The 22644-nt window shown below is 56.8% G+C and carries 21 protein-coding genes and 3 tRNA genes; 5 read left to right on the top strand and 19 right to left on the bottom strand.

Translation table 11 applies throughout. The annotated features are described in order from the left end of the window. Position 1: 1 nt before the first annotated feature. From BA177_RS09080 to ccmA, 8 genes are read right to left on the bottom strand one after another with little or no spacing between them, the layout of a single operon-like run. Positions 2-439, bottom strand: coding sequence for a cytochrome c-type biogenesis protein (locus BA177_RS09080; RefSeq protein WP_068615580.1), 438 nt, complete (start codon positions 437-439; stop codon positions 2-4). Continuing rightward, a complete protein-coding gene (locus BA177_RS09075) occupies positions 436-969 on the bottom strand; it encodes a DsbE family thiol:disulfide interchange protein (RefSeq protein ID WP_068615578.1) in 534 nt (177 codons plus the stop codon). The genes BA177_RS09080 and BA177_RS09075 overlap by 4 nt, the downstream gene beginning before the upstream one ends. Beyond that, entirely contained in the window at positions 969-2930 is a 1962-nt protein-coding gene (locus BA177_RS09070) for a heme lyase CcmF/NrfE family subunit (RefSeq protein WP_068615576.1), read from the bottom strand. Before BA177_RS09070 ends, BA177_RS09075 begins: the two co-directional genes overlap by 1 nt. Next, positions 2927-3391: a cytochrome c maturation protein CcmE gene (gene ccmE, locus BA177_RS09065; RefSeq protein ID WP_068615572.1), complete on the bottom strand. Its 465-nt coding sequence runs from the start codon at positions 3389-3391 to the stop codon at positions 2927-2929. Before ccmE ends, BA177_RS09070 begins: the two co-directional genes overlap by 4 nt. Further along, the gene (gene ccmD, locus BA177_RS19175) at positions 3388-3534 is read right to left on the bottom strand and encodes a heme exporter protein CcmD (protein WP_082990300.1); all 147 of its coding nucleotides are present in this window, start codon (positions 3532-3534) and stop codon (positions 3388-3390) included. The genes ccmE and ccmD overlap by 4 nt, the downstream gene beginning before the upstream one ends. A 14-nt stretch (positions 3535-3548) precedes the next feature. Then, positions 3549-4301, bottom strand: coding sequence for a heme ABC transporter permease (locus BA177_RS09055; protein WP_068615570.1), 753 nt, complete (start codon positions 4299-4301; stop codon positions 3549-3551). A gap of 7 nt (positions 4302-4308) precedes the next feature. Continuing rightward, entirely contained in the window at positions 4309-5004 is a 696-nt protein-coding gene (gene ccmB / locus BA177_RS09050) for a heme exporter protein CcmB (RefSeq protein WP_231892423.1), read from the bottom strand. Then, positions 5001-5615 (bottom strand): cytochrome c biogenesis heme-transporting ATPase CcmA, encoded by a 615-nt coding sequence (ccmA, locus tag BA177_RS09045; RefSeq protein ID WP_068615569.1) that lies wholly within the window; start codon positions 5613-5615, stop codon positions 5001-5003. The genes ccmB and ccmA overlap by 4 nt, the downstream gene beginning before the upstream one ends. A 280-nt stretch (positions 5616-5895) precedes the next feature. Between ccmA and BA177_RS09040 the strand changes: the two genes are divergently transcribed. Beyond that, the gene (locus BA177_RS09040) at positions 5896-7176 is read left to right on the top strand and encodes an FHA domain-containing protein (RefSeq protein ID WP_068615564.1); all 1281 of its coding nucleotides are present in this window, start codon (positions 5896-5898) and stop codon (positions 7174-7176) included. A 6-nt stretch (positions 7177-7182) separates the two neighbouring features. Here the strand turns inward: BA177_RS09040 and BA177_RS09035 are convergent, their stop codons facing one another. After that, the gene (locus BA177_RS09035) at positions 7183-7806 is read right to left on the bottom strand and encodes a thymidine kinase (protein WP_068615563.1); all 624 of its coding nucleotides are present in this window, start codon (positions 7804-7806) and stop codon (positions 7183-7185) included. A 148-nt stretch (positions 7807-7954) separates the two neighbouring features. Next, positions 7955-9097, bottom strand: a complete 1143-nt coding sequence (locus tag BA177_RS09030) for a pyridoxal phosphate-dependent aminotransferase (RefSeq protein ID WP_068615560.1) — start codon at positions 9095-9097, stop codon at positions 7955-7957. Between the two features lie 297 nt (positions 9098-9394). Between BA177_RS09030 and BA177_RS09025 the strand changes: the two genes are divergently transcribed. Next, positions 9395-10612, top strand: a complete 1218-nt coding sequence (locus tag BA177_RS09025; RefSeq protein WP_068615559.1) for a GGDEF domain-containing protein — start codon at positions 9395-9397, stop codon at positions 10610-10612. Positions 10613-10842: 230 nt separating this feature from the next. Here BA177_RS09025 and BA177_RS09020 read toward each other — a convergent pair. Together BA177_RS09020 and BA177_RS09015 are read right to left on the bottom strand one after the other, a co-directional pair. After that, positions 10843-10929, bottom strand: a tRNA-Leu gene (locus BA177_RS09020). A gap of 19 nt (positions 10930-10948) precedes the next feature. After that, positions 10949-11022, bottom strand: a tRNA-Cys gene (locus tag BA177_RS09015). A 198-nt stretch (positions 11023-11220) separates the two neighbouring features. Between BA177_RS09015 and BA177_RS09010 the strand changes: the two genes are divergently transcribed. Then, positions 11221-12408 (top strand): sialidase family protein, encoded by a 1188-nt coding sequence (locus tag BA177_RS09010; RefSeq protein ID WP_197493400.1) that lies wholly within the window; start codon positions 11221-11223, stop codon positions 12406-12408. Between the two features lie 132 nt (positions 12409-12540). On the opposite strand, the gene BA177_RS09005 is transcribed toward BA177_RS09010, so the two are convergent. The 6 genes from BA177_RS09005 to BA177_RS08980 all read right to left on the bottom strand — a co-directional run bounded on the left by BA177_RS09005 (position 12541) and on the right by BA177_RS08980 (position 18761). Continuing rightward, a tRNA-Gly gene (locus BA177_RS09005) sits at positions 12541-12616 on the bottom strand. Between the two features lie 156 nt (positions 12617-12772). Further along, positions 12773-13333, bottom strand: coding sequence for a CDP-diacylglycerol--glycerol-3-phosphate 3-phosphatidyltransferase (gene pgsA / locus BA177_RS09000; protein ID WP_068615557.1), 561 nt, complete (start codon positions 13331-13333; stop codon positions 12773-12775). Positions 13334-13357: 24 nt separating this feature from the next. Continuing rightward, positions 13358-15199 (bottom strand): excinuclease ABC subunit UvrC, encoded by a 1842-nt coding sequence (gene uvrC / locus BA177_RS08995; protein WP_068615555.1) that lies wholly within the window; start codon positions 15197-15199, stop codon positions 13358-13360. Further along, a complete protein-coding gene (locus BA177_RS08990; protein ID WP_068615554.1) occupies positions 15196-15837 on the bottom strand; it encodes a uracil-DNA glycosylase in 642 nt (213 codons plus the stop codon). Before BA177_RS08990 ends, uvrC begins: the two co-directional genes overlap by 4 nt. Before the next feature lie 15 nt (positions 15838-15852). Beyond that, positions 15853-17193 (bottom strand): NADP-dependent isocitrate dehydrogenase, encoded by a 1341-nt coding sequence (gene icd, locus BA177_RS08985; protein WP_068615553.1) that lies wholly within the window; start codon positions 17191-17193, stop codon positions 15853-15855. 80 nt (positions 17194-17273) lie between these two features. Beyond that, positions 17274-18761, bottom strand: coding sequence for an aldolase/citrate lyase/malate synthase family protein (locus tag BA177_RS08980; protein ID WP_068615552.1), 1488 nt, complete (start codon positions 18759-18761; stop codon positions 17274-17276). A gap of 106 nt (positions 18762-18867) precedes the next feature. Here BA177_RS08980 and BA177_RS08975 point away from each other — a divergent pair, with 106 nt between their 5' ends. After that, positions 18868-19434 carry a pseudouridine synthase gene (locus BA177_RS08975; RefSeq protein ID WP_068615551.1) on the top strand — a complete coding sequence of 189 codons (567 nt, stop codon included), beginning with the start codon at positions 18868-18870 and terminating at the stop codon, positions 19432-19434. Between the two features lie 83 nt (positions 19435-19517). On the opposite strand, the gene BA177_RS08970 is transcribed toward BA177_RS08975, so the two are convergent. Continuing rightward, on the bottom strand, positions 19518-20873 hold the full coding sequence (locus BA177_RS08970) for a class II 3-deoxy-7-phosphoheptulonate synthase (protein WP_068615549.1): 1356 nt from the start codon (positions 20871-20873) through the stop codon (positions 19518-19520). 244 nt (positions 20874-21117) lie between these two features. Between BA177_RS08970 and amaB the strand changes: the two genes are divergently transcribed. Beyond that, positions 21118-22638: an L-piperidine-6-carboxylate dehydrogenase gene (amaB, locus tag BA177_RS08965; RefSeq protein ID WP_068615547.1), complete on the top strand. Its 1521-nt coding sequence runs from the start codon at positions 21118-21120 to the stop codon at positions 22636-22638. Positions 22639-22644: the final 6 nt, after the last annotated feature.

Raw genomic sequence — 22644 nt, 5'->3', positions numbered from 1 at the left:
GTCAGAGTTTTCCGTTATTTCGAGCTGGCAGTTCGTCAGCGTCATCTATAGGCAGGCTCATTCGATCGCGGACAACGCGCACGGCGACAAAGCCACCGCCGAGCAATAACAATGCCGGTGCAATCCAGAGGATAAGCGTCTTGCCACTCATGCGGGGTCGGTACAGTGCAAACTCACCGTAACGGGCAACCAGAAAATCGTAAATCTCGTCGTCCGAATTACCTTCCGCAAGCAAGCGGCGAATCTCGCGGCGCAGGTCCGATGCCAGAAATGCGTTGGAATCACGCAAATTTTGATTCTGGCATTTCAGGCAGCGCACTTCTGCAATCAAATGTTCGTAGCGAGCTTGCAATACCGGATCGTCAAAGGCGAGACCTGTATCGATTGCGCCCACTGGAGCAAAGGCAAGCAGCAACAGAATTGCGCTAAGCCGCCTCATGGTCGGCTTGCCCTGGCAGTTTCGATTTTCGGCACGAAATCGCGTTGCCATATTTGTTCGTTCAAGGGCCCAAGGTGTTTATGCACAACTACCCCATTGGCGTCGACGAGAAAGGTCTCAGGTGCACCGTACACACCCCAGTCAATGCCGACACGACCATCACCGTCAAAACCGGATGCGACGTAAGGATTACCCAGCTGCGCAATCCATGCCAGTGCGTCTTCGCGTCGGTCGCGCCAGTTCAAGCCGTAAATCGGAATCTCATTACGCGCTGACAGTTCCATGAGCCAGCCGTGTTCCTGCCTGCAGCCCACGCACCATGTTGCCCAGACGTTTATCAGGACGGTTTGCCCGTGGTAGTCAGCATTGCTGATTGTTTTTTCCGGGTCGCTCAGCGTCGTCAGTTCAAACGCGGGCGCCGGCTGGTTGAGGAACGGCGACGGCAGTTCACTGGGGTCCCGATTGAGTCCAATCAGGAACACAGGAATGAGTGTCGCAAATACCGCGATCGGCGCAAGGTAACGCCACATCAGGCCGGCTCTCCCAGCGCGTCACTGTGTTTAACCCGCGCTTTCGCCGTGAGGCGATAGCGTCTGTCACTGGCAGCGACTATGCCACCGAAGGCCATGATAAACGCGCCTGCCCAGATAAACCGGATCAACGGCTTGTACTGCAAGCGAACACTCCAGGCACCGTTGCCAAGTGGCTCGCCCAAAGCGGCGAACAAATCACGGTTCCACGAGGCGTCGATACCGGCATCAGTCATCGGATTTTGCTGTACGAGGTAAGTGCGCTTTTGTGGCCGCAAAGTGGTGACGTACTGACCATCCCGTCGCACTTCGATCTGTCCTTCGAGGGCCCGGTAATTCGGCCCCTCAACGTCAGAGAGCTTCTGCAACTCGAACTGATAGCCGGACACCTCAACCGATTCTCCCAGCACCATGCTCACGTCCCGTTCCACATTGAACGAGGAAACCACGGTCACACCTAGAACAAATATGCCGACCCCGAAATGGGCAACGGACATACCCAGCATGGCGCGGGAAATCGGCGGCGTACCTGGGCTGCGGCGCAGCGAGCGCAATGGTTGCAGGATGGAAACGGCAAGCAGCCAAAAGCCGGCAATACAGCCAACAGTCAGCAAGACGCCAAGGCGACCGTAGATCAAAGCCGGTACGGCAATGCCGGCAATCAACGCGAATAATGCTGGAATCCGCAGCTGCCGGGCCAACGGACTCCACGCCTGCTGCCGCCACGCGGTATGCATGCCGACGCCAATGAGCAAGATCAACGGAATCATTGGAATGGCGAAGGCAATTTCATACCACGGCGGGCCCACTGAGATTTTACCGGCCCCCATGACTTCGACCACCAGCGGTGCCAGTGTGCCCATGAGAATCAAGGTTGCAGCAATAATCAGTAATACGTTATTCAGCAGCAAAAAGGTTTCTCGGGACAGCGCTTTGAATCCTGCCTGAGAATCCAGCTGCGGTGCCCGCATCGCGTACAACGTGAGAGCGCCACCGATAACGACAGTGAGGAACGCCAGAATGAAAACCCCACGGGCCGGATCCGTCGCGAACGCATGCACCGAAACGAGAATGCCGGAACGAACCAGGAAAGTGCCCAGCAGACTCAATGAAAACGCGGCAATTGCGAGCAACAACGTCCAGCTCTTAAACAAGCCACGTTTCTCAGTTACCGCGAGCGAATGAATCAAAGCCGTGCCGGCGAGCCACGGCATGAATGACGCATTTTCGACGGGATCCCAGAACCACCAGCCACCCCAGCCCAGTTCGTAGTAAGCCCACCAGCTGCCGAGCGCAATGCCCACGGTCAGAAACAACCAGGCCCAGGTGGTCCACGGCCGGGTCCAGCGTGCCCAGGCCTGATCCAGATTACCGCTTAACATTGCGGCAATGGCGAAAGCGAAGGCCACCGAAAACCCGACATAGCCGATATAGAGTATCGGTGGATGAATGGCGAGACCGGGATCCTGCAGCAAGGGATTGAGGTCCGCACCATCTGCCGGTGCAGGAATAATTCGTTCAAACGGGTTCGAGGTCAACAAAGTAAACAGCAGGAAGCCGATACTGAGAAAGCCCAGAACGCCTATAACGCGCGCCGAAAACAGCTCCGGCAAACCGCTGCTGTAACGAGCGACAGCGACGGTCCATATGCTCAATATCAGTATCCAAAACAACAACGAGCCTTCATGCGCTGCCCATACGGCAGAAATCTTGTACACAGTCGGCAAGGCAAGTTGTGAATTGTTCGCGACGTACAGCACAGAGAAATCGCTCTGCAAGAACGAGACAGTCAGGCAAATGAAAGCGATGGCCACGAACACCAGTTGGCCGACGGCCGCCGGTCTGGCGACTGCCAGCATGGCTGCATCACCTCGCCAGGCACCCAGAATCGGGTAGATGAACTGACAGGCGGCCAATGCCAAAGCCAGGATAAGTGCGAAATGTCCTATCTCGGGGATCATTCGTTGTCCACCACCTGTTCAGCCGCTGCTTTTTTCGCCGCCGCGTGCTTGGCCAGCGTATCGGCTACCTCGGGGGGCATGTAATTTTCGTCATGTTTGGCCAACACTTCATCGGCAACAAAGATGCCGCGATCGTCCAGACGGCCGTGCGCGATAATGCCCTGTCCTTCACGGAACAGGTCCGGCAGCACACCGTTGTAGCTGACCGTGAGTTCATCTTCCATGTCGGTCAGGTCAAATTGCACTTCGAGTTCGCCATTGTTGCGCCGCACGCTGTTCTCCACCACCAGCCCACCGACCCGAAAGTTCTTGCCTTTCGGTGCTTTGCCGGCATTGGCATCGCTGATCTCGACGTAGAACATCATGTTTTCCTGGAATGCGCGCAGGGTTAAGCCCGTCGCAATGATCACACCGGCAAGGGCCAGTCCGACGGCGAGCATACGTTGTTGTCTGGGCTTCATTCTTCCGACTCCGCTAACTGAACCTGTCTGGCAATATCCCGCAATACCTTACGCTGACGTTGTCTTGCCTGCACAACGCAGGTAATCAGGACTGCGGCAGCTATACCGTACGACGTCCATACATAAAATCCGTACTTTCCCATAGCCAGCATTTCCATCACGCAATTCCTGTCGTTTCAGGCAATAATCGACGTACCCATTTGGCACGCCGTTCGCGGTAAAGCACTTCGCTGCGCACCCGCATCAACAGCACGGCCGCAAAGAAAAAAGTGAATCCGGCGATCATGGTTAGCAATGGGTACAACATTGGCCCGGCAATCGAAGGCCCGTCCGCACGAATCAAGGTTGCTCCCTGATGCAAGGAACTCCACCATTCCACCGAAAAATGAATAATCGGGACATTTACGGCGCCAACCAATGCCAGTACCGCGCTCGCCCGGTCTGCCTTTGTGCCATCGTCGATCGATGCGCGCAATGCCATATAACCGAAGTATAAGAACAACAAAATCAGTTCTGACGTCAGTCTTGGATCACCCCACTCCCACCAGGTTCCCCACATCGGTCGGCCCCACACGGCGCCGGTAATCAGCGCAAGAAAGGTAAACCAGGACCCGATGGGAGCGACTCCGGCCGCGACAGCATGTGCCAGCTTCATTCGCCAGATCAGTCCGATGCCAGCGGATACGGCCATAATCGAATACGCCATCAACGACAAATAGGCGGCCGGCACGTGCACATAGATGATGCGGAATGCGTCGCCTTGCTGATAATCCGGTGGCGCGAAAAACAGGCCTTTCGTTGCACCGTAGATAATGAGGGCGACGCCACTGACGGCAAACCAGGGTATCAAAAGCCCCGCGATCCGGTAGAAATGGGGTGGCGACGCCAGTTTATGAAAGAAAGTCCACATTTTACTCTTACTCGTTACTAATTCGCAGCGCCGCAGCCGCTGCGAATGGTGCGAGGGTTACCGACAACATGCAATAGGCACCCAGGAAATACGCGCCTGCCGCATAGCCATCGCCTGCTGCCGCCAGCGCTGAACTGCGCGCGCCGAAGATAAGTACCGGCATCGCCAGTGGCAGAACCAACAAACTCAGCAAGGCCGTGCCTCGATTCAGTCCAACAGTCAGGGCCGCACCGACGGCACCGATCAAACTCAAGCTGATGGTTCCCAGCAATAAAGTGACCGGCATGGCGATCAGGCTTGCCGCGGACATATCGAAACTCAAGCCGATCAGCGGCGACACAATGACCAGTGGCAGGCCACTTAGCAACCAATGCGCGCATGTTTTGGCCAGCACCATCAGCGGCAGTGGCTGCGCACTCAACAGCAATTGTTCAAGACTGCCGTCTTCGTGATCAGCGCTGAACAACGCGTTCAGTGACAACATGGCCGCCAGCATTGCAGCCACCCACACAACACCGGGACCAATTGCGCGCAACTGCTCAAGGTCCGGCCCTATTGCCAGTGGAAACAAAGTGCTGACCACGGCAAAAAAGAACAATGGATTCAGGACATCACCGGGGCGTTTCCAGCCCAGCATCAGGTCGCGACGCAAAACCGCGACGAATCCGGTAAGCAAACCAGGCATCGCTTGCGCCGGCATCATGACAACACCAGCGAATGATGCGGAATGCTGGCCGCGACAGCGCGGTGCGACGCCATTACACAGATGCCGCCACGTCCCAAATGTTCCGCCAACAGCCGTTCGATCAGCTCGATACCGGCTGTATCCAGATTGGTGAACGGCTCGTCCAGCAACCATAACGGAGCGCCTCCGGTCAGCAGTCGGGCCAACGCGACCCGGCGCTGTTGTCCGGCTGACAGCACCCGCATCGGCAGTTTCGCCAGTCGTTCGATACCAAGTTCCCGCAATGCGTCCGTCAGTTCCCGGCCACTGCCGGGTCTCAGGGCCTGTTCACAGCGCAGGTTTTCCTGTGGCGTGAGGTCGAGCTTGCAGCCCGTTCGGTGCCCGTACCACAGCAACTGTTCGCGGTAATTTTGCCGATTGATGCGCGTGGACACGCCATTCCATTGCACATCCCCCCGGTCGGCATCCATCAGCCCTGCCAGGACCCGCATCAGGCTGGTTTTCCCCGAGCCGTTGGCGCCTTCTATGACCAGCGCTTCGCCCGCCGTCAGCGAAAAATTGACGCCCTTGAACAACAGCCGGTCACCCCGAATGAGACTGAGGTCGCTGCCGGAGTAACGGGTACTCAAGTCGCTGCGCCTCCGGGCCGAGGTGCAGCGTCGACGGACAAGCACATTAAGAAGCGATTTTCACAAATATTATTAAGCATTTATTCGACTTATCTAGAAAATAAAAAAAATAGTTAAGCTAATTATCTGTTCTACTGTGGCATTTACGGGCCGGTTTACAAGTGATACACCGGGATCGTAGACTCCATAGAGGGTCGGCTGCATACGCGAGACACTTTAAGTATCGACTGTAAGTAGCTGTATATTATAAATAAGTTTAAAAAATAATTGAGTTCTGGAAATGGAATTAGCGGCCGCCGGCCTGTCCTTGCAACCTTTTGCTACCCACACCCGCCCTCTCGTGGTCGTTAGCTACCACGCACAGCAAGCTGCATTGGAGTTTTTGCGCACGACTTACCAACACCCGCAAGGGCTGGGTGTCTTTCAGGGCCCGCCGCTGTCCGGCAAAAGCACCATTATCCATGAATTTGTCTCCAGTCTGAACGCCGACAGGTCACACGCCGTCGTCGACGGCAGCAAGCTCGGTGCCCAACAGTTGCTCGCCAAGGTCCTGAACGGCTTTGGCTTCGACGTCGAACTCGGCTCGATGAACGAAGCACTCGGCATGTTACGCGTTTTTGCGATGCAACAGACTGCGGTCAATCGTGCGCCCTTGATCGTCGTTGAAAACGTACATGCACTGCAGGCCGATGCATGGCAGGTGTTGTGCGAAATCGCCGCGCTACGGGTTCGTCAGGACTCGGCCGTGCGCCTGATACTGGTCAACGACCGCCCCACCCACTCACAGTTGCAGTCGCCATCACTTGAAGCACTGAACTCGCGGGTGACAGGTGTGTTCAATCTGGCCGGGATGGACGATCAGGAAACGGAACTCTACCTGTATTCCAAACTGCGTGCGAGCGGCTGCGATAAGCCGCAAACCGTGGTGCCGGAATCGGTTTGCGTGGAACTGCATCAGGCATCCGGCGGCTGGCCGGGCATCATTGATCGCATCATGCTGCTGGCTCTCGCGCACGCCAAAGACTGCCCACTGTCGGCGGAACATATTGAGCGGCCGGTCGTTCCAGCAATGACGGGCGACGCCGGTCTGGTTGCCAAAGACACGCTGGTTAAGTCGACTGAAGCAAAGCTTTTCCTGACCTACCAGGGCCGGACAGTTCGTGAGATTTCACTGAACACCGAACGTGTCATGATCGGCCGATCCGAACACAACGAAATCGCCATTGCCAGCCGGTTCATCAGCCGTCATCACGCCCTCTTCATCCGCGACAACGGCACCACGTTATTAATGGACCTCAACAGCACCAATGGAACATTCGTCAATTCACAGCGCGTTTCCAATCACATCATGGTGCACGATGACATCGTGACCATCGGTCACCACGGATTGAAGTTCGTCGACCCCGCCGCGAGAAACCGCCAGCCTTTGGAAGGCGCCAGTTTCAGCGATACGATAATTATGAAGAGCATTGACGACATGCGCCGGATGCTGGCACGGGAGACCACCCGTTCACTGGACGCCCCGGCAAGCGATGCTAAGCGGGTCAATGACAACGATTAATAATTTTCAGCCGTGGTTTGCCGTCGGCTGAGAATTATCGTCGACCACCTCTTCCGGGTAAAACTGTGCATTGAAGTGCTTGCGGCACATGGATATGTACCGGTCATTGCCGCCAATCTCGACCTGTGAACCCTCACGTATTGCCTGACCCGACTCATCCAGACGCAATACCATTGTCGCTTTACGTCCGCAGTGGCAGATTGCTTTGATCTCGGTGAGATTGTCCGACCAGGCCAGCAGGTATTGACTGCCCTCGAAAGGCTCACCGCGGAAGTCAGTTCGCAAGCCATAGGCCAGCACCGGAATAGCCAGGTTGTCGCAAACACGACCTAACTGGTGCACCTGATCGCGCGTCAGAAACTGCGCCTCGTCGATAAGCACACAGTGCAGATCCTCGTCTTTGCAACAAACGGCGACGATGTCGAAGAGGTCATCTTCACGATTGAATGTCGTGGCGGCCGCCTCCAGACCGATGCGGGATGTGACCCGGCCGACGCCGTAGCGATCATCGAACTCCGGCGCCAGCACCAAGGTGTTCATGCCACGTTCGCGGTAGTTGTAGCTCGATTGCAATAAGGCCGTGGATTTTCCGGCATTCATTGATGAGTAGTAAAAGTACAGTTTGGCCATAGCGTAGTCGTCGGCAATATTGGAATTATTGTTTGAGGTTCAGACCGTGGCCGCTATTTTGCCATAGTTGTCAGTGCAGGATGATTAACGCCTAAACAAAAATGGCCCGACTGAGAGCGGGCCATTCTTGCTGCTGATTTTGCCGGCGCTAGCCGAACAGGCGCTTGTAGGTCTGCACGTAGTAGCGCATTTCTTCCGGCTTCGCCATGCTGATTCGGGACCAATTCAAGAAAGGCGGAAACGGTCGGCCGGAGTAAATACCCTCTTCGCGCAATCGGGCGTTGAGTTCTTCTACCGGTATTCCCGTTTCAAAGAAGGAAAAGTTTGCGTTCGATTTCACGTAGCACAGACCAAGTTCCTCGAACATACCCTCAACGATTGCGAGCGATTCCTTGTTTTTCCTGATCGTGAAATTCTGGAATTCTTCATCCTGATAGCTCGCATAGGCTGCCTTGATTCCCAGGATATTAATCTGCCCGGTCTTCCGCTCATTGATTTCCGTAATCAGTTCCGGGTGAGCGTAGGCAAAACCTATCCGCAAGCCCGCAAGCCCGTGAATTTTTGATGCCGTTCGCGCGACGACCAGGTTCCGATTGCCTTTGCGGACCAGCTCCATCATCGACCCGTATTCCGGGTTGTCGACGAATTCGTGATAAGCCTCATCGACGAATACCAGTCGATCTTTTGAAATCGTTTCGACGAAGCTCTTCAGGCGGTCCTTTTCTATGATCGACGGGATCGGGTTGTTCGGATTTACAATATAGACAAGACGCGTATCGCGGCGGATGGCTTTCGCCATAGCCTCAAGATCTATATTCAGCCCTTCATCAACCGGGACCCGTATGATCTGCGAACCCGCCCTGCCCGCGTAGCGCACGAGATCCTGATACGTTGGATCGGCACATACGACCGAGCCGGACTGCATGCTTGCAATCATTCCCGCCGTCTTGAGAATTTCTCCGGAGCCGGTGCCAATCGCAATATGGTCCGCTGCTACGTTTTCCAACGATGACATCAGAGCGAGCATTTCGTCCGTTATGCCACCGTACTGATTGCTGAGATCGATGGCCCCGTTTATCGCTTTCAATGCCACCCGGGATGGCCCCCAGGGATTCTCATTGGTACCGGCACGAATCATGTAGTCGGGCCGTTGCACTACCGTTCCGGCAGCGACCGCGCTTTGCATGAAACCGGCTACCGGTCCAGCCGTCGCAGTCGCCAGTCCGGGTAACAGGCCGATACTGAGCGCACCGCCTCCTTGCAGAAGTTGACGCCGGGTAATTCTAGCCATGCTTGATCCCCCATTTTTTGCCGGATCTGGTCGCCCGGCTTTTTAAACGGTAATGCGAGATTGTCACAGATTCAATGACAAAGTTTCGTTCACATGAAACGAATTGCGCTGCTAAGTCTCGGGAATCAAGAGAAAAACCGGCCGCGATGATGTGTGCCTAAGGCATCCGCGACCTTTCACAGTGGCAACTGTTTTTAACAAAATAATGGCGTATATGTGACACAGTTGTCGGGGTCTTTCATGCGGAGCCGCTAGGATGCGCACTACCGATCAAAGCGTCGGCAAGTGGAGACTGGAATGGAACAACCGTACGTGCAGGAACTCAACAATCCGCGATTCGGGTTGGCGTTCCGTAACCGTCGGGTTGAAAGAGAATTTCGGGCCTATTCGGTACTGAAAAATGGTCCATCGCTGCGCCTGCAATTAATCATAGGCGCGGTCTTTATTTGCCTGCTGAATTTACTCGACTTCTATTTCCTCCCTGCAGAGTTCACGTCCAAAGTGAGCTGGCTGCGTTTCGGTGTCATGTTGCCGCCCATTTTAGTGATGCTGGCATTGACCTACTCGCGCAACGGCAGCAAATACCTGCAACCGGCCGGCATAGTGGTAGGTCTCACGATCGGCCTGACCTCTTTGCTTATCGGCTCGATCTCCGCCCGCTATGACGTGCCGAGACTGTTCGCCGGATACCAGATCATTATTGTATTTGTGTATTTTTTCCTGGGGCTACGCGTGCCAGTTGCCTTAGCAACCGGCATGATCCTGTTGCTGGCATTTGTTACCGCCGCAATAATGAACGGCGCACCAGTTTTGTCGACGGTGTACAACCTGGCGTACCTGGGCTTCTTGAATATCATAGGCGCAATGGGCTGTTATCACCTGTCCAAGGCCCGCCGGACGGTTTTCCTCGAGGACCGTATTCTCAGTTACCGGGCAAATCACGATGCGTTGACAGGGCTGCCTAATCGTCGTGCATTCGACGAAGCACTGAGTACCGCCTGGGAAAATGCACGGGCAGAAAAAAAGCCCGTCACCGTCCTGATGCTCGATATCGACCACTTCAAGAAATACAACGACCGCTATGGTCATCAGGCTGGCGACAGTGCCATTGCAACAGTCGCGGAAATTCTTCAAGGAAACCTGAATCGTCCACAGGATTTCGCCGCTCGTTACGGCGGCGAAGAGTTTGTTGTCCTGTTATACGATGCCACGCCTGAGTACGGACACCTGCTTGCAGAGAACATTCGTAACACAGTGCTGGAACGCAACATTGAACATTTGGACTCAACCACAGCAAAACACCTGACCGTGAGTATTGGCTTGGTGTCGCTGGACCCGACTCAGCACAAACGGAGTGTCGAAGGCTGTCTGCAAATGGCCGATGAAGCGTTGTATGCCGCCAAACAAGCAGGTCGCAATCGTGTTGTGGACGCAAGCTCAACGGCAGATACCTCTAAGACCGGCATGTTCGAGATCGCCACTTTGGATCACAGCGTGGACCCGCTTCGAGGGTAATGCGCAAAGTGTGTTAACCGGTGTTGCCTTGATCACGAACGGCCGTTACCGCTTGTGCACGGACGGAACTCTATACCGCTCAACAGAGTAGAAGCGCCGATCACTATTGAGGAAACAGGACGCCAGCCCGGCAGCATCACGGCATACAGAATCAGTCAGCTGCGCGATTTGTGACAGGCCTGTGGCCATGGCTCAGGCTCTCGGCGACCGGTGCTGGGGATTGGTGCCTATGGTGCCCGGGGCGGGAATCGAACCCGCACTCGCTTTCGCGAAACGGATTTTAAGTCCGTAGCGTCTACCAATTCCGCCACCCGGGCGGGGTGGGTTGCTTATAAATGGAGGCTAGGGACGGAATCGAACCGACGTACGCGGCTTTGCAGGCCGCTGCATGACCACTCTGCCACCTAGCCAGGTGCAACCGGAACATTCAAGCGGGCAAAAACATAGCACACTTGTCAGCAGGCGGAGCAGTATAGCGATCCACACGCCGGAATCAATTTTGTATGCCTGTCGCCCCGCTCCTCCGCCGGAGGCATAATCACCTGATGAGCATAAATACGCCCCGCATATGCCGCTGGCTCCTGCTTTTCTTGGTATCGAGCGGTACCTTGGCCACCGAGCTGGTTGACCGCGTGATCATTGTCGAGGTACCGGCGCTTGCAGGCAGTCTGGCGCCCAACCTGCACAGAAGCGCAAATGGCACGGTCACCCTGAGCTGGCTTGAGCCGACAGACCATGGACACCGTTTGCGTTTCTCCGTCTGGCAGGATGCGGGCTGGTCGGCGCCGAGGACGGTCAGCGAAGGCAGCGACTGGTTTGTCAACTGGGCGGACAGGCCCGCGGTCGTCGCGACTACGTCGACTCTGTGGTCGGCGCACTGGCTGGTAGGCAGGCCTGCCGGCAGCTACGCCTACGACCTATACCACGCCGTATCCCAAGACAGCGGCAACACGTGGAGCGAGCCAAAGTCGCCACACAATGACAACACCGATTCCGAACATGGCTTCGCCAGCCACTACGAGGCGGCCAATGGCGCCGGCCTGGTCTGGCTGGACGGCCGTGAATCAGCCGGTCACGGCGCCCACGCAGACACCGTTTCGGGTATGACCTTGCGAGGCGCGACAGTGGCACTAAACGGGCAAGTGCGCGATGAACAGTTGATCGACGGCCTGGTGTGCGACTGTTGCCCGACCGATGCCATTGTTACCGCTGACGGCCCGGTTACCGTTTACCGAAACCGGACTGAAGCCGAGGTTCGTGACATTTACTATTCGCGCCAGATCGACGGTGTCTGGCAAGCAGGCAAGGCCGTGGCCGACGATGGCTGGGTTATCGACGGTTGCCCCGTCAATGGCCCCGCAATCGCCAGCACGGGCCAGACGGTTGCCGTCGCCTGGTTTACCGGGGCTGGCGGTCAACCACGGGTACGGTATGCACAAACGAATAACCTGGCCAATGGTTTTGGTGCTGCCAGAGACGTATTGAGCGGCAACACGTCAGGACGGGTTGGATTGGTTCTGTTGGACGATGGAACCGCGATCGTCAGTGCCCTGCAAACAAACGCAAAGGGTCAGGCATCACTGGTGCTGCAACCGTTGGACGCGACAGGCGCCCTGCTGTCTCGCATCAACGTCAGCAATGACGTGCCGGCCTTGTCAGTTCCGCAACTGGCCGTTGCGGGCGATGAACTCCTGGTTGTCTGGGGCGACCGCCGGTCTACGCCGCAGAGTGTATTTGCGCGCCGGATCAGCCTGACTATGTCAGACCCCGGGTCAGCCGCCACATCCGCGCGCTAATAGCCGGGGCGCGCTGCGGGGCAAAACAGGCAATGGCACACCGGGTACCTTACGGGCTGCACGCCGTTCCAAAGACGACAACCCGCAGACGCACAAAAAAAGGGCCCTCACACCGTGAGGGCCCTTTTTGTTTGGAGCGGGAAACCAGGTTCGAACTGGCGACCTCAACCTTGGCAAGGTTGCGCTCTACCAACTGAGCTATTCCCGCAAATTTGCTGTGTGCCGGACCAGCCGATGTTGCTGACTGTCGCTGGCGATTGGTTGCGCCGTGCACATCCCGCTTTTCAGCAGAAGGGCCGCAATTTTAGCGACGCGGCCCAAAGAGTCAAGCGGTGTCTGCAAATAATTGACCCTGATTCAATAATCAGTGGTCTGCCTGCATGGAAGGCCACGCCGCGCGCAGGTACACGTACATGGACCACAAGGTCATTCCCGCCGCCGCCAGCAACAATGCGAATCCCAGATTGTACATATCAAGGCCGAATAAATAGTTCTGATAGACCATGAATGCAATGCCGAACATCTGCAATGTTGTCTTCACTTTCCCGCCCCACGAGACTTTGACATTGGAGCGCAGCCCGATTGTCGCCATCCATTCGCGCAAGGCGGACACCGTTATTTCCCTGCCAATGATGATCATGGCAATCACATCGACGTACGAGCGTGGGTCACTTTGAACCAGCAGCACCAGAACGATGGCCACCATCAGTTTGTCCGCCACCGGGTCAAGGAACTCGCCAAATCGCGATATCTGGCCGAAACGGCGCGCTACATAGCCGTCAAGCAAATCCGTAATCGCCGCGAGACCGAACACAATGCCGGCAATCGGCCGCGCATTGGGTATGGAACTGTAGAAACAGACAACGACCACCGGAATGGCGAGGATTCTGATCAAGGTAAGGATGATGGCGAGATTGAGTTTCACGAACGCTCCCGGCGTTTCAAATGTCTAGTTCTTGCCATCCAGATGCAGATCGTTGTAAATCCGCTCTGCCATGGCCTTGCTGATGCCGTGTACGCGCGCAAGATCGTCAATACTCGCACCCGATACGCCGGGTAAACCGCCAAATTGCCGCAACAACTCCCGTCTTCGTTTCGGACCCAGTCCCGGGATCTCTTCAAGACGTGACGTCGTACGGGCCTTGGAGCGCCGTTGCCTGTGCCCAGTGATTGCAAACCGGTGCGCTTCGTCTCGCAGTTGTTGGATCAACAACAATGCCGGTGAGTCAGCGGGCAGTATAGAGGGCGTATTTTCGCCTGCCAAGAAAAGCTGCTCCATGCCTGGCTTTCTGGATCTGCCTTTCGCGACCCCCACTACCTGCAGCCAATCGATTTCCAACTCGGCAAGCACAGCGGTCGCCTCAGCCAGCTGCCCTTTGCCACCATCAACAAACAGCACGTCCGGCATCGGGACTTCGCCTTTTTTGATGCGCGAGTAGCGGCGGCGCAGCGCTTCGCGCATGGCGCCATAGTCGTCGCCCGGTGCCGCAGGTTCCAGATTGAATCGACGATAGTCGCTCTTTAAGGCGCCGCTCTGATTGAATACCACGCACGATGCAACCGTGGCCTCGCCGGAGGTGTGGCTGACATCGAAACATTCCAGTCGTTCCGGTGGCGCTTCAAGCTTCAAAAACTCGCCCAACGCCGCAAACTGACGTTGCAGTGTGGCATTGCTGTTGACCTTCATGGTCAGCCCTTCTCTGGCATTGGTCGCAGCCAGTTCGAGCCAGCGCTGGCGTCTGTCTCGCACACTGTGGCGGATTTGCACGGAGTGCGAAGACCGGGCGCTCAGTTCCTGCTCCAGCAAATCGCCGTCTTCGACCGCGGTATCAACGACGATCTCCGGTGGCGCTTCGCGTCCGAGATAGTACTGCGCCAGAAAGCCGCTCATGATCTCGCCGCTGTCGGCGTCCCCAGCCAGTTTCGGAAAATGATTCCGGCTGCCAAGTACCGCGCCATTGCGAATGAAAAGCACCGTGACGCAATGGGTCCCGGGGCTGGATGCGCTGGCAACCACATCGAGGTCACGTGCCGAATGCCGCGACACCAGCTGTTGCGCCTCTATTTCACGCAAACGTGCAATCTGATCCCGGTAGCGTGCTGCATGTTCGTAGTCCTGCCGTTCGGCCGCGTCTTCCATACGCGCTACAAAGGTATCAATAACGCTGCGGTTTTTACCTTCGAGAAACAGAATCGCTGCATCGACGTCTTCCCGGTAACGCTGTTCTTCTACCAGGCCGACGCACGGTGCCGTGCATCGCCGAATCTGGTATTGCAGGCACGGCCGGCTGCGATTGCGGAAAAAACTGTCCTGGCATTGGCGGACCTGAAAGAGCTTCTGCAACTCACTCAGGGTTTTGCGTACGGCCACGATACTGGGGTACGGGCCGAAATAGCGCCCTTTGCCTTTGCGCGGGCCGCGATGAAACTGCAGACGTGGGAACGGATGTTGCGTCGAAACGTATATATACGGATAGCTCTTGTCGTCACGAAGTACCACGTTGAAACGCGGCTTGTGCTTTTTGATCAGGTTGTATTCAAGCAGCAGCGCTTCTGTCTCGGTGTTGGTGACCGTGACCTCGACATCTGCAACCTGACTCATCAGCGAGGCCGTCTTGGGGTGCGCATGGCTGCGCTGGAAATAGCTGGAGACGCGTTTTTTCAGGTCGCGAGCTTTACCGACATAGATAACCTTACCGGCGGCATTGTGCATCCGGTAAACGCCCGGCCTGTGCGTCAGGCTCTTAAGGAAGCTCTTGGCATCGAATGCGTTTTCACTGTCAGCGCTCACTGCTTGGCCTGCAATAGCTCCTTCACCCTGGCGAAAATGCCACGGAACATTTCCGTTGTTAGTCGACCGGTGTTCGTGTTGTAACGACTGCAGTGATAGGAATCCAGCAACAAGAACTTGTTCGGCAGCGCATGTTCACTCGCATGTCCGAATTTGTAATCGGCCTGGCGCAAACCGACGGCTTTGATGATGGCCCGGTGCGCAATTCCGCCCAACGCCAAAACCACCGCGTCGGCCGGCAGGGTGTTCAGCTCATTGGCCAGAAACGTGTTGCAGGTGTTGATCTCCGCACCCACCGGCTTGTTATCAGGCGGCAGACACTTGACCGCGTTTGTAACGCGCGTGTTCGCGAGCGTTAAGCTGTCATCAGCGGAAGCTGACTCAGCGTGGCTGCTGAAGCCGAACTCATGCAGCATTTCGTATAACAGGATGCCGGCGTGATCTCCGGTGAAGGGCCGGCCACTGGCATTGGCACCGTGCATGCCGGGTGCCAGACCCACGACCAGAAAGCGCGCGGCCGGATCGCCAAAGGGTGGCACCGGCCGGCAGTAGTACTCAGGGTACTTGCCCTTGACCGTATCGAGGAACCCGGCCAGGCGCGGACAGGCGCGACAGGTCGCGTCGAATATCTTCTTCACCGGACTGCCCGACAGTCAGTCATCCATGTGGCTGATGATGGCCCGGCCAAAGCCGCGAGTACCCAATAGCTTCGCTCCCGGAATCAGTTGTTCCAGCTCTTCCTGAACTTCACTTTTGTCGTGTGGATCAACCTTGCGCTTGGGCGCACGAATGGCCTCTCGCAGTCGCGCAAGGTCAAAGGTCAGTTCCTTGTTCGCAATCGTGTTGGCCACACCCTTGATGATCAGGTCTGCCGCTTCCGTCCAGCCCATATAACGCAGCATCATCTCTGCCGATAGTATGAGGGACCCTGGATTCACCCGGTTCTTGCCGGCGAAGCCCGGTGCCGTGCCGTGCGTCGCCTCAAAAACACCGACACCTTCGCCGATGTTGGCGCCCGGTGCGATGCCAATGCCGCCTACCTGCGCGGCCAAAGCGTCCGATATGTAATCGCCATTGAGATTCAACGTAGCAATAACGTCGTATTCCTCTGGCCGAAGCAGAATTTGCTGCAGGAAGTTATCCGCGATGACGTCTTTTATGACGATGTCTCGTCCAGTGACCGGGTTTTTGAAGGTCAACCACGTGCCGCCATCTATGGGTGTCGCGCCGAACTCTTCGCGCGCAACTTCATAGCCCCATTGGCAGAATGCGCCTTCGGTGAACTTCATGATATTGCCTTTGTGAACCAGCGACACCGAACCCAGATCGCGATCGACACAATACTGAATGGCCTTGCGTACAAGGCGCTCCGAGCCTTCCCGTGAAACCGGCTTGATGCCGATACCGGAACTGGCCGGGAAACGGATTTCCGTTACGCCGAGTTCCGACTGCAGGAACTTGATCAGTTTCTGCACTTCCTGTGAGCCGGCCGGGAATTCGATACCTGCGTATATGTCTTCAGTGTTCTCGCGAAACACAGTCATGTCCACCAGGTCCGAGTCTTTCATTGGCGTTGATACGCCCGGGAAATAGCGTATCGGCCGTACGCAGGCAAACAGGTCCATCGTTTGCCGGATGGTCACGTTCAGAGAACGCATACCACCACCAATCGGCGTGGTTAGCGGTCCTTTGATCGAAACCGCGTAATGGCGCAACGCGTGCAGGGTTTCTTCCGGCAGGTATTGATTGTCGCCGTACAGATCGGCGGCGGCCTGTCCAGCGTATACCTGCATCCAGCGAACGGCCCTTTTACTGCCATAAGCCCGCTCAACAGCCGCGTTGACCACGTCCAGCATGACCGGCGTGACATCAATACCAATTCCGTCACCCTCGATAAAAGGAATGATCGGAAAATCCGGCACATTCAATGAATGGTCAGGATTAATGGTGATCTGGCTGCCGTCATTGGGAACCTTGATGTGATCGTATTGCATACAAATTCTCGTGGTCTGGCCATGTCAATGTGGCCGCATTGTACCGGTCCGCGCAGCGCCGCACAGCCCCGCGCCCCAAATCACGCAAAATTTGGCAATAAACCTGCGGCGGAAGTCCTGCCAAGGACGAAGTCCGACAGACACTGCGCCCGTTCCGCGACGTCTATGCCCACCGTATCCAGCTTGGCGGCTTCGTCCTCCAGCACCCCCTGAAAAAACTCTTCGTCCACGATTCGACCGTCATCCAGCACGCCGGTCGCGTGGCTGACCCAATGACGCAACTGCCCGGCAGCCAATTCGATACTCGCCGGGGTTTCACGGCGCTGATCAAGAATGAGCGCAGACCGGCCTTCTGCGAGGGCCAGCAACCCCTGCAATGCGACAGCAAGACACGCACGCAAGCCGGATTCCGTGATCTTGCCTTTCGGCACCTGCAATAAATCCGCGCCCACGATATGCATATCGCCACGCAGCTGATGCAGTTGGTGCTGGCCCGGCATCAACCGGTCAAACACTTCGCGCGCAGCGGCGACAAAAACCTCATCAGCGACGCCTATACCGTCGAACCCGGCCTGGATCTGACGCTCGTTCTCGGCTCGCAGGCGGCCGAAGAAACGATTGTCCCTGTCAGCATGCCGGGCCTGCCACCGGGCCGGCGAACCAATTGCCAGGACGCCGCGACGGTGTGCGTGCTGCACCAACAGGATTTCCCAACGTTGCAGCAAATGGGTACTCCCGGTCAGTTCCGACAAATCCGGCAAGACAAACTGCGGAAACTCGCGAAAGGCGCGCACGAGACTCGCGAAACAACTACTGTGATCGAGAGTCAGCGCTGCGACATAATCTTTGAGTGCGTACATCAGCGTATCGATTGCAAATACGGCCGGCACTGTTTCGATTGCGAGCGTCGCATTGATCTGGTCGGGAGCAACAATTCCGGCGCTTTCCAGATACTTCAGGATGTCTCTCCACAACTCGGCTTCTGCAGCGGATTCCAGCTGGCTGAGCTTTAGACAGATGGCATCCTGCAAGGCCGCGCTATGACCAAGGAAAAATGCCACATCAACCAATGCAGCGTGCGCCGGCGCTGTTTTCCAAAGCATGAGTGGTTCGCGACAGCAAAGCTCGCGCATCCCGAATATGAGCGCGTTACGTGGCAACTGCGCACTCGCCTTCAGCGCACGGTGAATTGCCGCCAGTGCGGTCAGCGCCGCACCGTCCACCGGGAGCAGTTCGCAGAGGTCGACAACAACAGTGGATGCGGCGGAGTAAAGCGCCTCCGGCAGGGAGTCGTCGTCCGCGCTGCAATGCCACTCTACGCGCCGGTCACGCAGTACTTGGGCGGCACCACCGGCCAACCAGTTGTCAGTGCTGACGGGCGGAATACTGTGCGGCCAATCACCGTTGTCGTAGGCATTCTGCCGCTGCCGTCGTTGCTCCATCAAATCCAGCAATCGCGGTGCAAACTGTTCGTGCAATTCGGCGACCAGCGCCAGGGTGCGCTGGTCCGCGAGCATGGCGTATGGCGCGTCCGCCGGGAATCGTACGGTGATGGCCTGGTCGTGCATGAATCAGTTGAACCCGTATTGTCGTTGAATTAGCGACAGGATACCCGACCCCGGCTAGCGAAGGGATCAGGAGTCACACACGCTTCCAATCACTTATACTTCGCCGATGCCTTTGGTCCTGCTCAACAAACCTTTTCAGGTGCTCAGCCAGTTTCGCGACAGTGAGCAACGACAGACGCTGGCCGATTTCATCACGCTGCCCGGCGTTTATCCGGCCGGCCGTCTTGACAGAGACAGCGAAGGCTTACTCTTGCTGACAGATGACGGTCGCTTGCAGGCACGGATTGCCGAACCGAAGCGCAAACTGCCCAAACGCTATTGGGTGCAGGTTGAGGGTATTCCAGACGCGGCGCAACTGGCCCGACTTGAGCGCGGTGTGCACCTTAAAGACGGCACGGCGAGAGCCTTACTGGCACGGGCGATCCCAGCTCCGGAAAACCTTTGGCCACGCGATCCACCTATTCGGGAACGCCGCTCGATTCCGGCCGAGTGGATCGATATGGCGATCGATGAAGGACGTAATCGCCAGGTGCGTCGAATGACAGCGGCCGCGGGCTTGCCCACCTTGCGCCTGATCCGGCATCGCATTGGACCGTTTTCGATAGACGGACTATTGCCAGGTGAAAGCCGGACCATCAGCAACAGCGACGCGTGGGCCTTGCTGGACAGCTGACGGCCGGACCTTACGGTTGTTCCCTGCCTGTCTACTGAAAGATCGCCCGGCGAGTCACGCCGGGCGATGATGCGCAGCGAATCTCAGGGGTGCTGATGTCGGCTGATACCGGCAATCCGCATTGCCACTTCCAGCGCCTGTTCGTAGTTAAGGCGTGGGTCAACGGTGGACTTGTATGCACGGGCGAGATCGGCGTCATTCAAACCACGCGCCCCGCCGGTACACTCCGTAACATTCTCGCCGGTGAGCTCAAGGTGCACACCGCCAAGATAACTGCCCATCTCTTCATGAATCCGGAACGCTGACTCCAGCTCACCCACTATATTGTCGAAGCGCCGGGTCTTGGTGCCGTCGGCCGTACTCTCCGTGTTGCCATGCATCGGGTCGCACACCCACAGTACGGGTGATCCCGTTTCACGGGCAGCACGAATCAGCTCAGGTAAACCGTCTTCGATCGCTTTTGCGCCAAAGCGATGAATCAAGGTCAATCGGCCCGGCTCATTGTTCGGGTTCAATACACGAATGAGATCCTGCAGCCACTCGCGGGTCATGCCCGGGCCGATCTTTACCCCCATCGGATTGGCGATGCCGCGAAAGTACTCGATGTGCGCGCCATCGAGTGCTGCCGTACGCATGCCGATCCAGGGGAAATGCGTGGTGAGGTTGTACCAGCTCTTGCGACGCGGCAGGAAGCGGGTCTGCGATTGCTCGTACAACAGGTGCAAACCCTCGTGTGCGGCATAGATGTCAGCGCGCTGCGTCAGGTGCAATGGCCGACCCGAAACGGTTTCAATGAAATCCAGCGAATCCGAAATGGAATTCACTATGTCGTGGTATTGCGAGGCCGTCTTGGAATGGCCGACCCAATCGAGGTCCCAGTATTCGGGGTGATGCAAATCGGCAAAACCGCCATCAATCAATGAGCGCACGAAGTTCAAAGTCAACGCCGCGCGCTCGTAGCCACGCAGGATCAACTGGGGATCGGGGATTCGGTCTTCCGGCGTGAACGGGCTCCGGTTCACGAGATCACCGCGAAAACTTGGCAAAGTCACGCCGTCCCGGGTCTCCATGTCGGCTGACCGTGGCTTGGCGTACTGGCCCGCCATGCGCCCTACTCTTACGACCGGCTTTTTCAGCCCGTACAGCATGACGAGGCTCATCTGCAGCAAAATTTTCAGCTTGGCAACGACACTTTCCGAGGTGCAATCCGAATAATTTTCCGCACAATCGCCACCTTGCAAGACAAACGCTTCGCCGCGCTGAGCTTTGGCGATGTGATCGCGCAGACCGTCAACTTCCCACGAGGTGACGATCGGCGGCAGTCGGCTGAGGTCTGCCACAGCGCGATCCAGTTCCCCCTGATCAGGGTAGGACGGTTGCTGCGCGGCGGGCATGGATTGCCAGCTGGCGGGATGCCAGTCTGATTGATTTCGGGTCACGAGTGCTCCTGCTGGCCGCCTGGGTAGGCGAAAAACGGTCTAAAGAGCAAGTGAATATGCCATGTCGCGCATTCTGACCGCAAAACTTTCTGCGACTCTCCCCCGCTGGCGGCGCGCGGCCGGGGCACCGCTGGATTGTCTGGAAACCCTGCGGTTAGCTTGGCACAATGCGCCACCTGCGGGCGCAGTCAGATGTTACGCGGCAAATTCACCTAAATTTTCGCCTGGCCAGGGGGCCATCTTCATGAAAGACATACTGAAAAGACTGGGACTGGAAGACATCAATGCAGGCACCTGGTCCGGTTCACGTTCGACCCAATCGGACACCGCACCGCTGATCGACTCTATCAATCCCTCGAATGGCGAGCGCATCGCCTCGGTTCGCAGCACCACGCCTGCTGAATACGAACAGGTTATGGCGAATGCGAGAGCGGCCTACCTGGAATGGCGCAAAGTGCCCGCGCCCCTGCGTGGCGATGCTATCCGTCGCGTAGGCAATGCCTTGCGCGACAATAAAGACGCTCTCGGCAGCCTGGTCACCCTGGAAATGGGCAAGATCAAGGCTGAAGGTGACGGCGAAGTTCAGGAAATGATCGATATCGCGGATTTCGCGGTTGGTCAGTCGCGCATGCTCTACGGTTACACGATGCACTCTGAACGGCCGCAGCACCGCATGTACGAACAATGGCACCCGCTCGGTATCGTCGGCATTCTTACCGCATTCAACTTTCCCGTTGCGGTCGCGGCCTGGAATGCCTGCCTCGCCTCTATCTGCGGCAACGTCAACATCTGGAAGCCCTCACCAAAGACACCCTTGTGTGGCGTCGCGACCCAGAAAATCATGGCGGAAGCACTGGCGGATAGCGGCCTGCCCGATATCTTTTACCTGATTAACGACGGCAGCAACGAACTCGCGCAACAGTTTGTTGATGACAAGCGCGTCGATCTTGTGTCATTCACAGGCTCTTCCGCCGTGGGCTGTAAAGTCGGTGCCCGCGTTTCACAACGCATGGGCAAATCTCTGCTGGAACTGGGTGGCAATAACGCGATCATTATCGACGAATTCGCGAATCTCGATATTGCCGTACCGAGCATCGTTTTCGGCGCGGTGGGCACCGCAGGTCAGCGGTGTACAAGTACCCGGCGGGTTATCGTGCACTCTTCACGCATGGACGAATTGAAAGAACGTCTGGTCAAGGCATACAAGCAGGTGCGCATTGGCGATCCGCTTGATCCAAAAACACTTATGGGTCCGGTTATTGAAGAATCGACCATTGAACGTGTAGAAGCAGCCATCGAAGCGGTCAAAGCAGCCGGTGGCGAAATTCTCTGTGGCGGCAAGCGCATTGACGGTCCCGGCAATTTCATGGAACCGGTTATTGCTGTAGCCAGGAATGAATGGGATATCGTCAAGACCGAAACCTTCGGCCCAATCCTTTACCTGATTGAAACCTCTGATCTGGACGACGCAATTGCCAAACAGAACAGCGTTGCCCAGGGGCTGTCGTCGTCGATCTTTACCGACAAGATGCAGCATGCCGAATACTTCCTGTCCAATCTGGGTTCGGATTGCGGCATCGCCAACGTCAACATCGGCACCTCGGGGGCAGAGATAGGTGGCGCATTCGGCGGCGAGAAAGAAACCGGTGGCGGCCGCGAGTCCGGGTCGGACTCATGGAAGGCCTACATGCGTCGCCAGACCAACACTATAAACTGGGGCAGCGATTTGCCGTTGGCGCAGGGCATAAACTTCGATCTCGGCTAAGGTTTT

It is taken from the genome of Woeseia oceani (assembly GCF_001677435.1).
Lineage (GTDB): Bacteria > Pseudomonadota > Gammaproteobacteria > Steroidobacterales > Woeseiaceae > Woeseia > Woeseia oceani.
This window is presented reverse-complemented; position numbering and strand designations above follow the sequence as displayed.

Bases quoted from the DNA above. Each gene is read 5' to 3' on its own strand.
- BA177_RS09055 (WP_068615570.1), bottom strand. From the start codon at position 4,301: ATGTGGACTTTCTTTCATAAACTGGCGTCGCCACCCCATTTCTACCGG.
- BA177_RS09040 (WP_068615564.1), top strand. From the start codon at position 5,896: ATGGAATTAGCGGCCGCCGGCCTGTCCTTGCAACCTTTTGCTACCCAC.
- ccmD (WP_082990300.1), bottom strand. From the start codon at position 3,534: ATGGGAAAGTACGGATTTTATGTATGGACGTCGTACGGTATAGCTGCC.
- ccmE (WP_068615572.1), bottom strand. From the start codon at position 3,391: ATGAAGCCCAGACAACAACGTATGCTCGCCGTCGGACTGGCCCTTGCC.
- BA177_RS09070 (WP_068615576.1), bottom strand. From the start codon at position 2,930: ATGATCCCCGAGATAGGACATTTCGCACTTATCCTGGCTTTGGCATTG.
- BA177_RS08980 (WP_068615552.1), bottom strand. From the start codon at position 18,761: ATGCACGACCAGGCCATCACCGTACGATTCCCGGCGGACGCGCCATAC.
- ccmB (WP_231892423.1), bottom strand. From the start codon at position 5,004: ATGATGCCGGCGCAAGCGATGCCTGGTTTGCTTACCGGATTCGTCGCG.
- icd (WP_068615553.1), bottom strand. From the start codon at position 17,193: ATGCAATACGATCACATCAAGGTTCCCAATGACGGCAGCCAGATCACC.
- BA177_RS09025 (WP_068615559.1), top strand. From the start codon at position 9,395: ATGGAACAACCGTACGTGCAGGAACTCAACAATCCGCGATTCGGGTTG.
- BA177_RS09075 (WP_068615578.1), bottom strand. From the start codon at position 969: ATGTGGCGTTACCTTGCGCCGATCGCGGTATTTGCGACACTCATTCCT.
- BA177_RS09030 (WP_068615560.1), bottom strand. From the start codon at position 9,097: ATGGCTAGAATTACCCGGCGTCAACTTCTGCAAGGAGGCGGTGCGCTC.
- BA177_RS09080 (WP_068615580.1), bottom strand. From the start codon at position 439: ATGAGGCGGCTTAGCGCAATTCTGTTGCTGCTTGCCTTTGCTCCAGTG.
- BA177_RS09035 (WP_068615563.1), bottom strand. From the start codon at position 7,806: ATGGCCAAACTGTACTTTTACTACTCATCAATGAATGCCGGAAAATCC.
- BA177_RS08975 (WP_068615551.1), top strand. From the start codon at position 18,868: ATGCCTTTGGTCCTGCTCAACAAACCTTTTCAGGTGCTCAGCCAGTTT.
- amaB (WP_068615547.1), top strand. From the start codon at position 21,118: ATGAAAGACATACTGAAAAGACTGGGACTGGAAGACATCAATGCAGGC.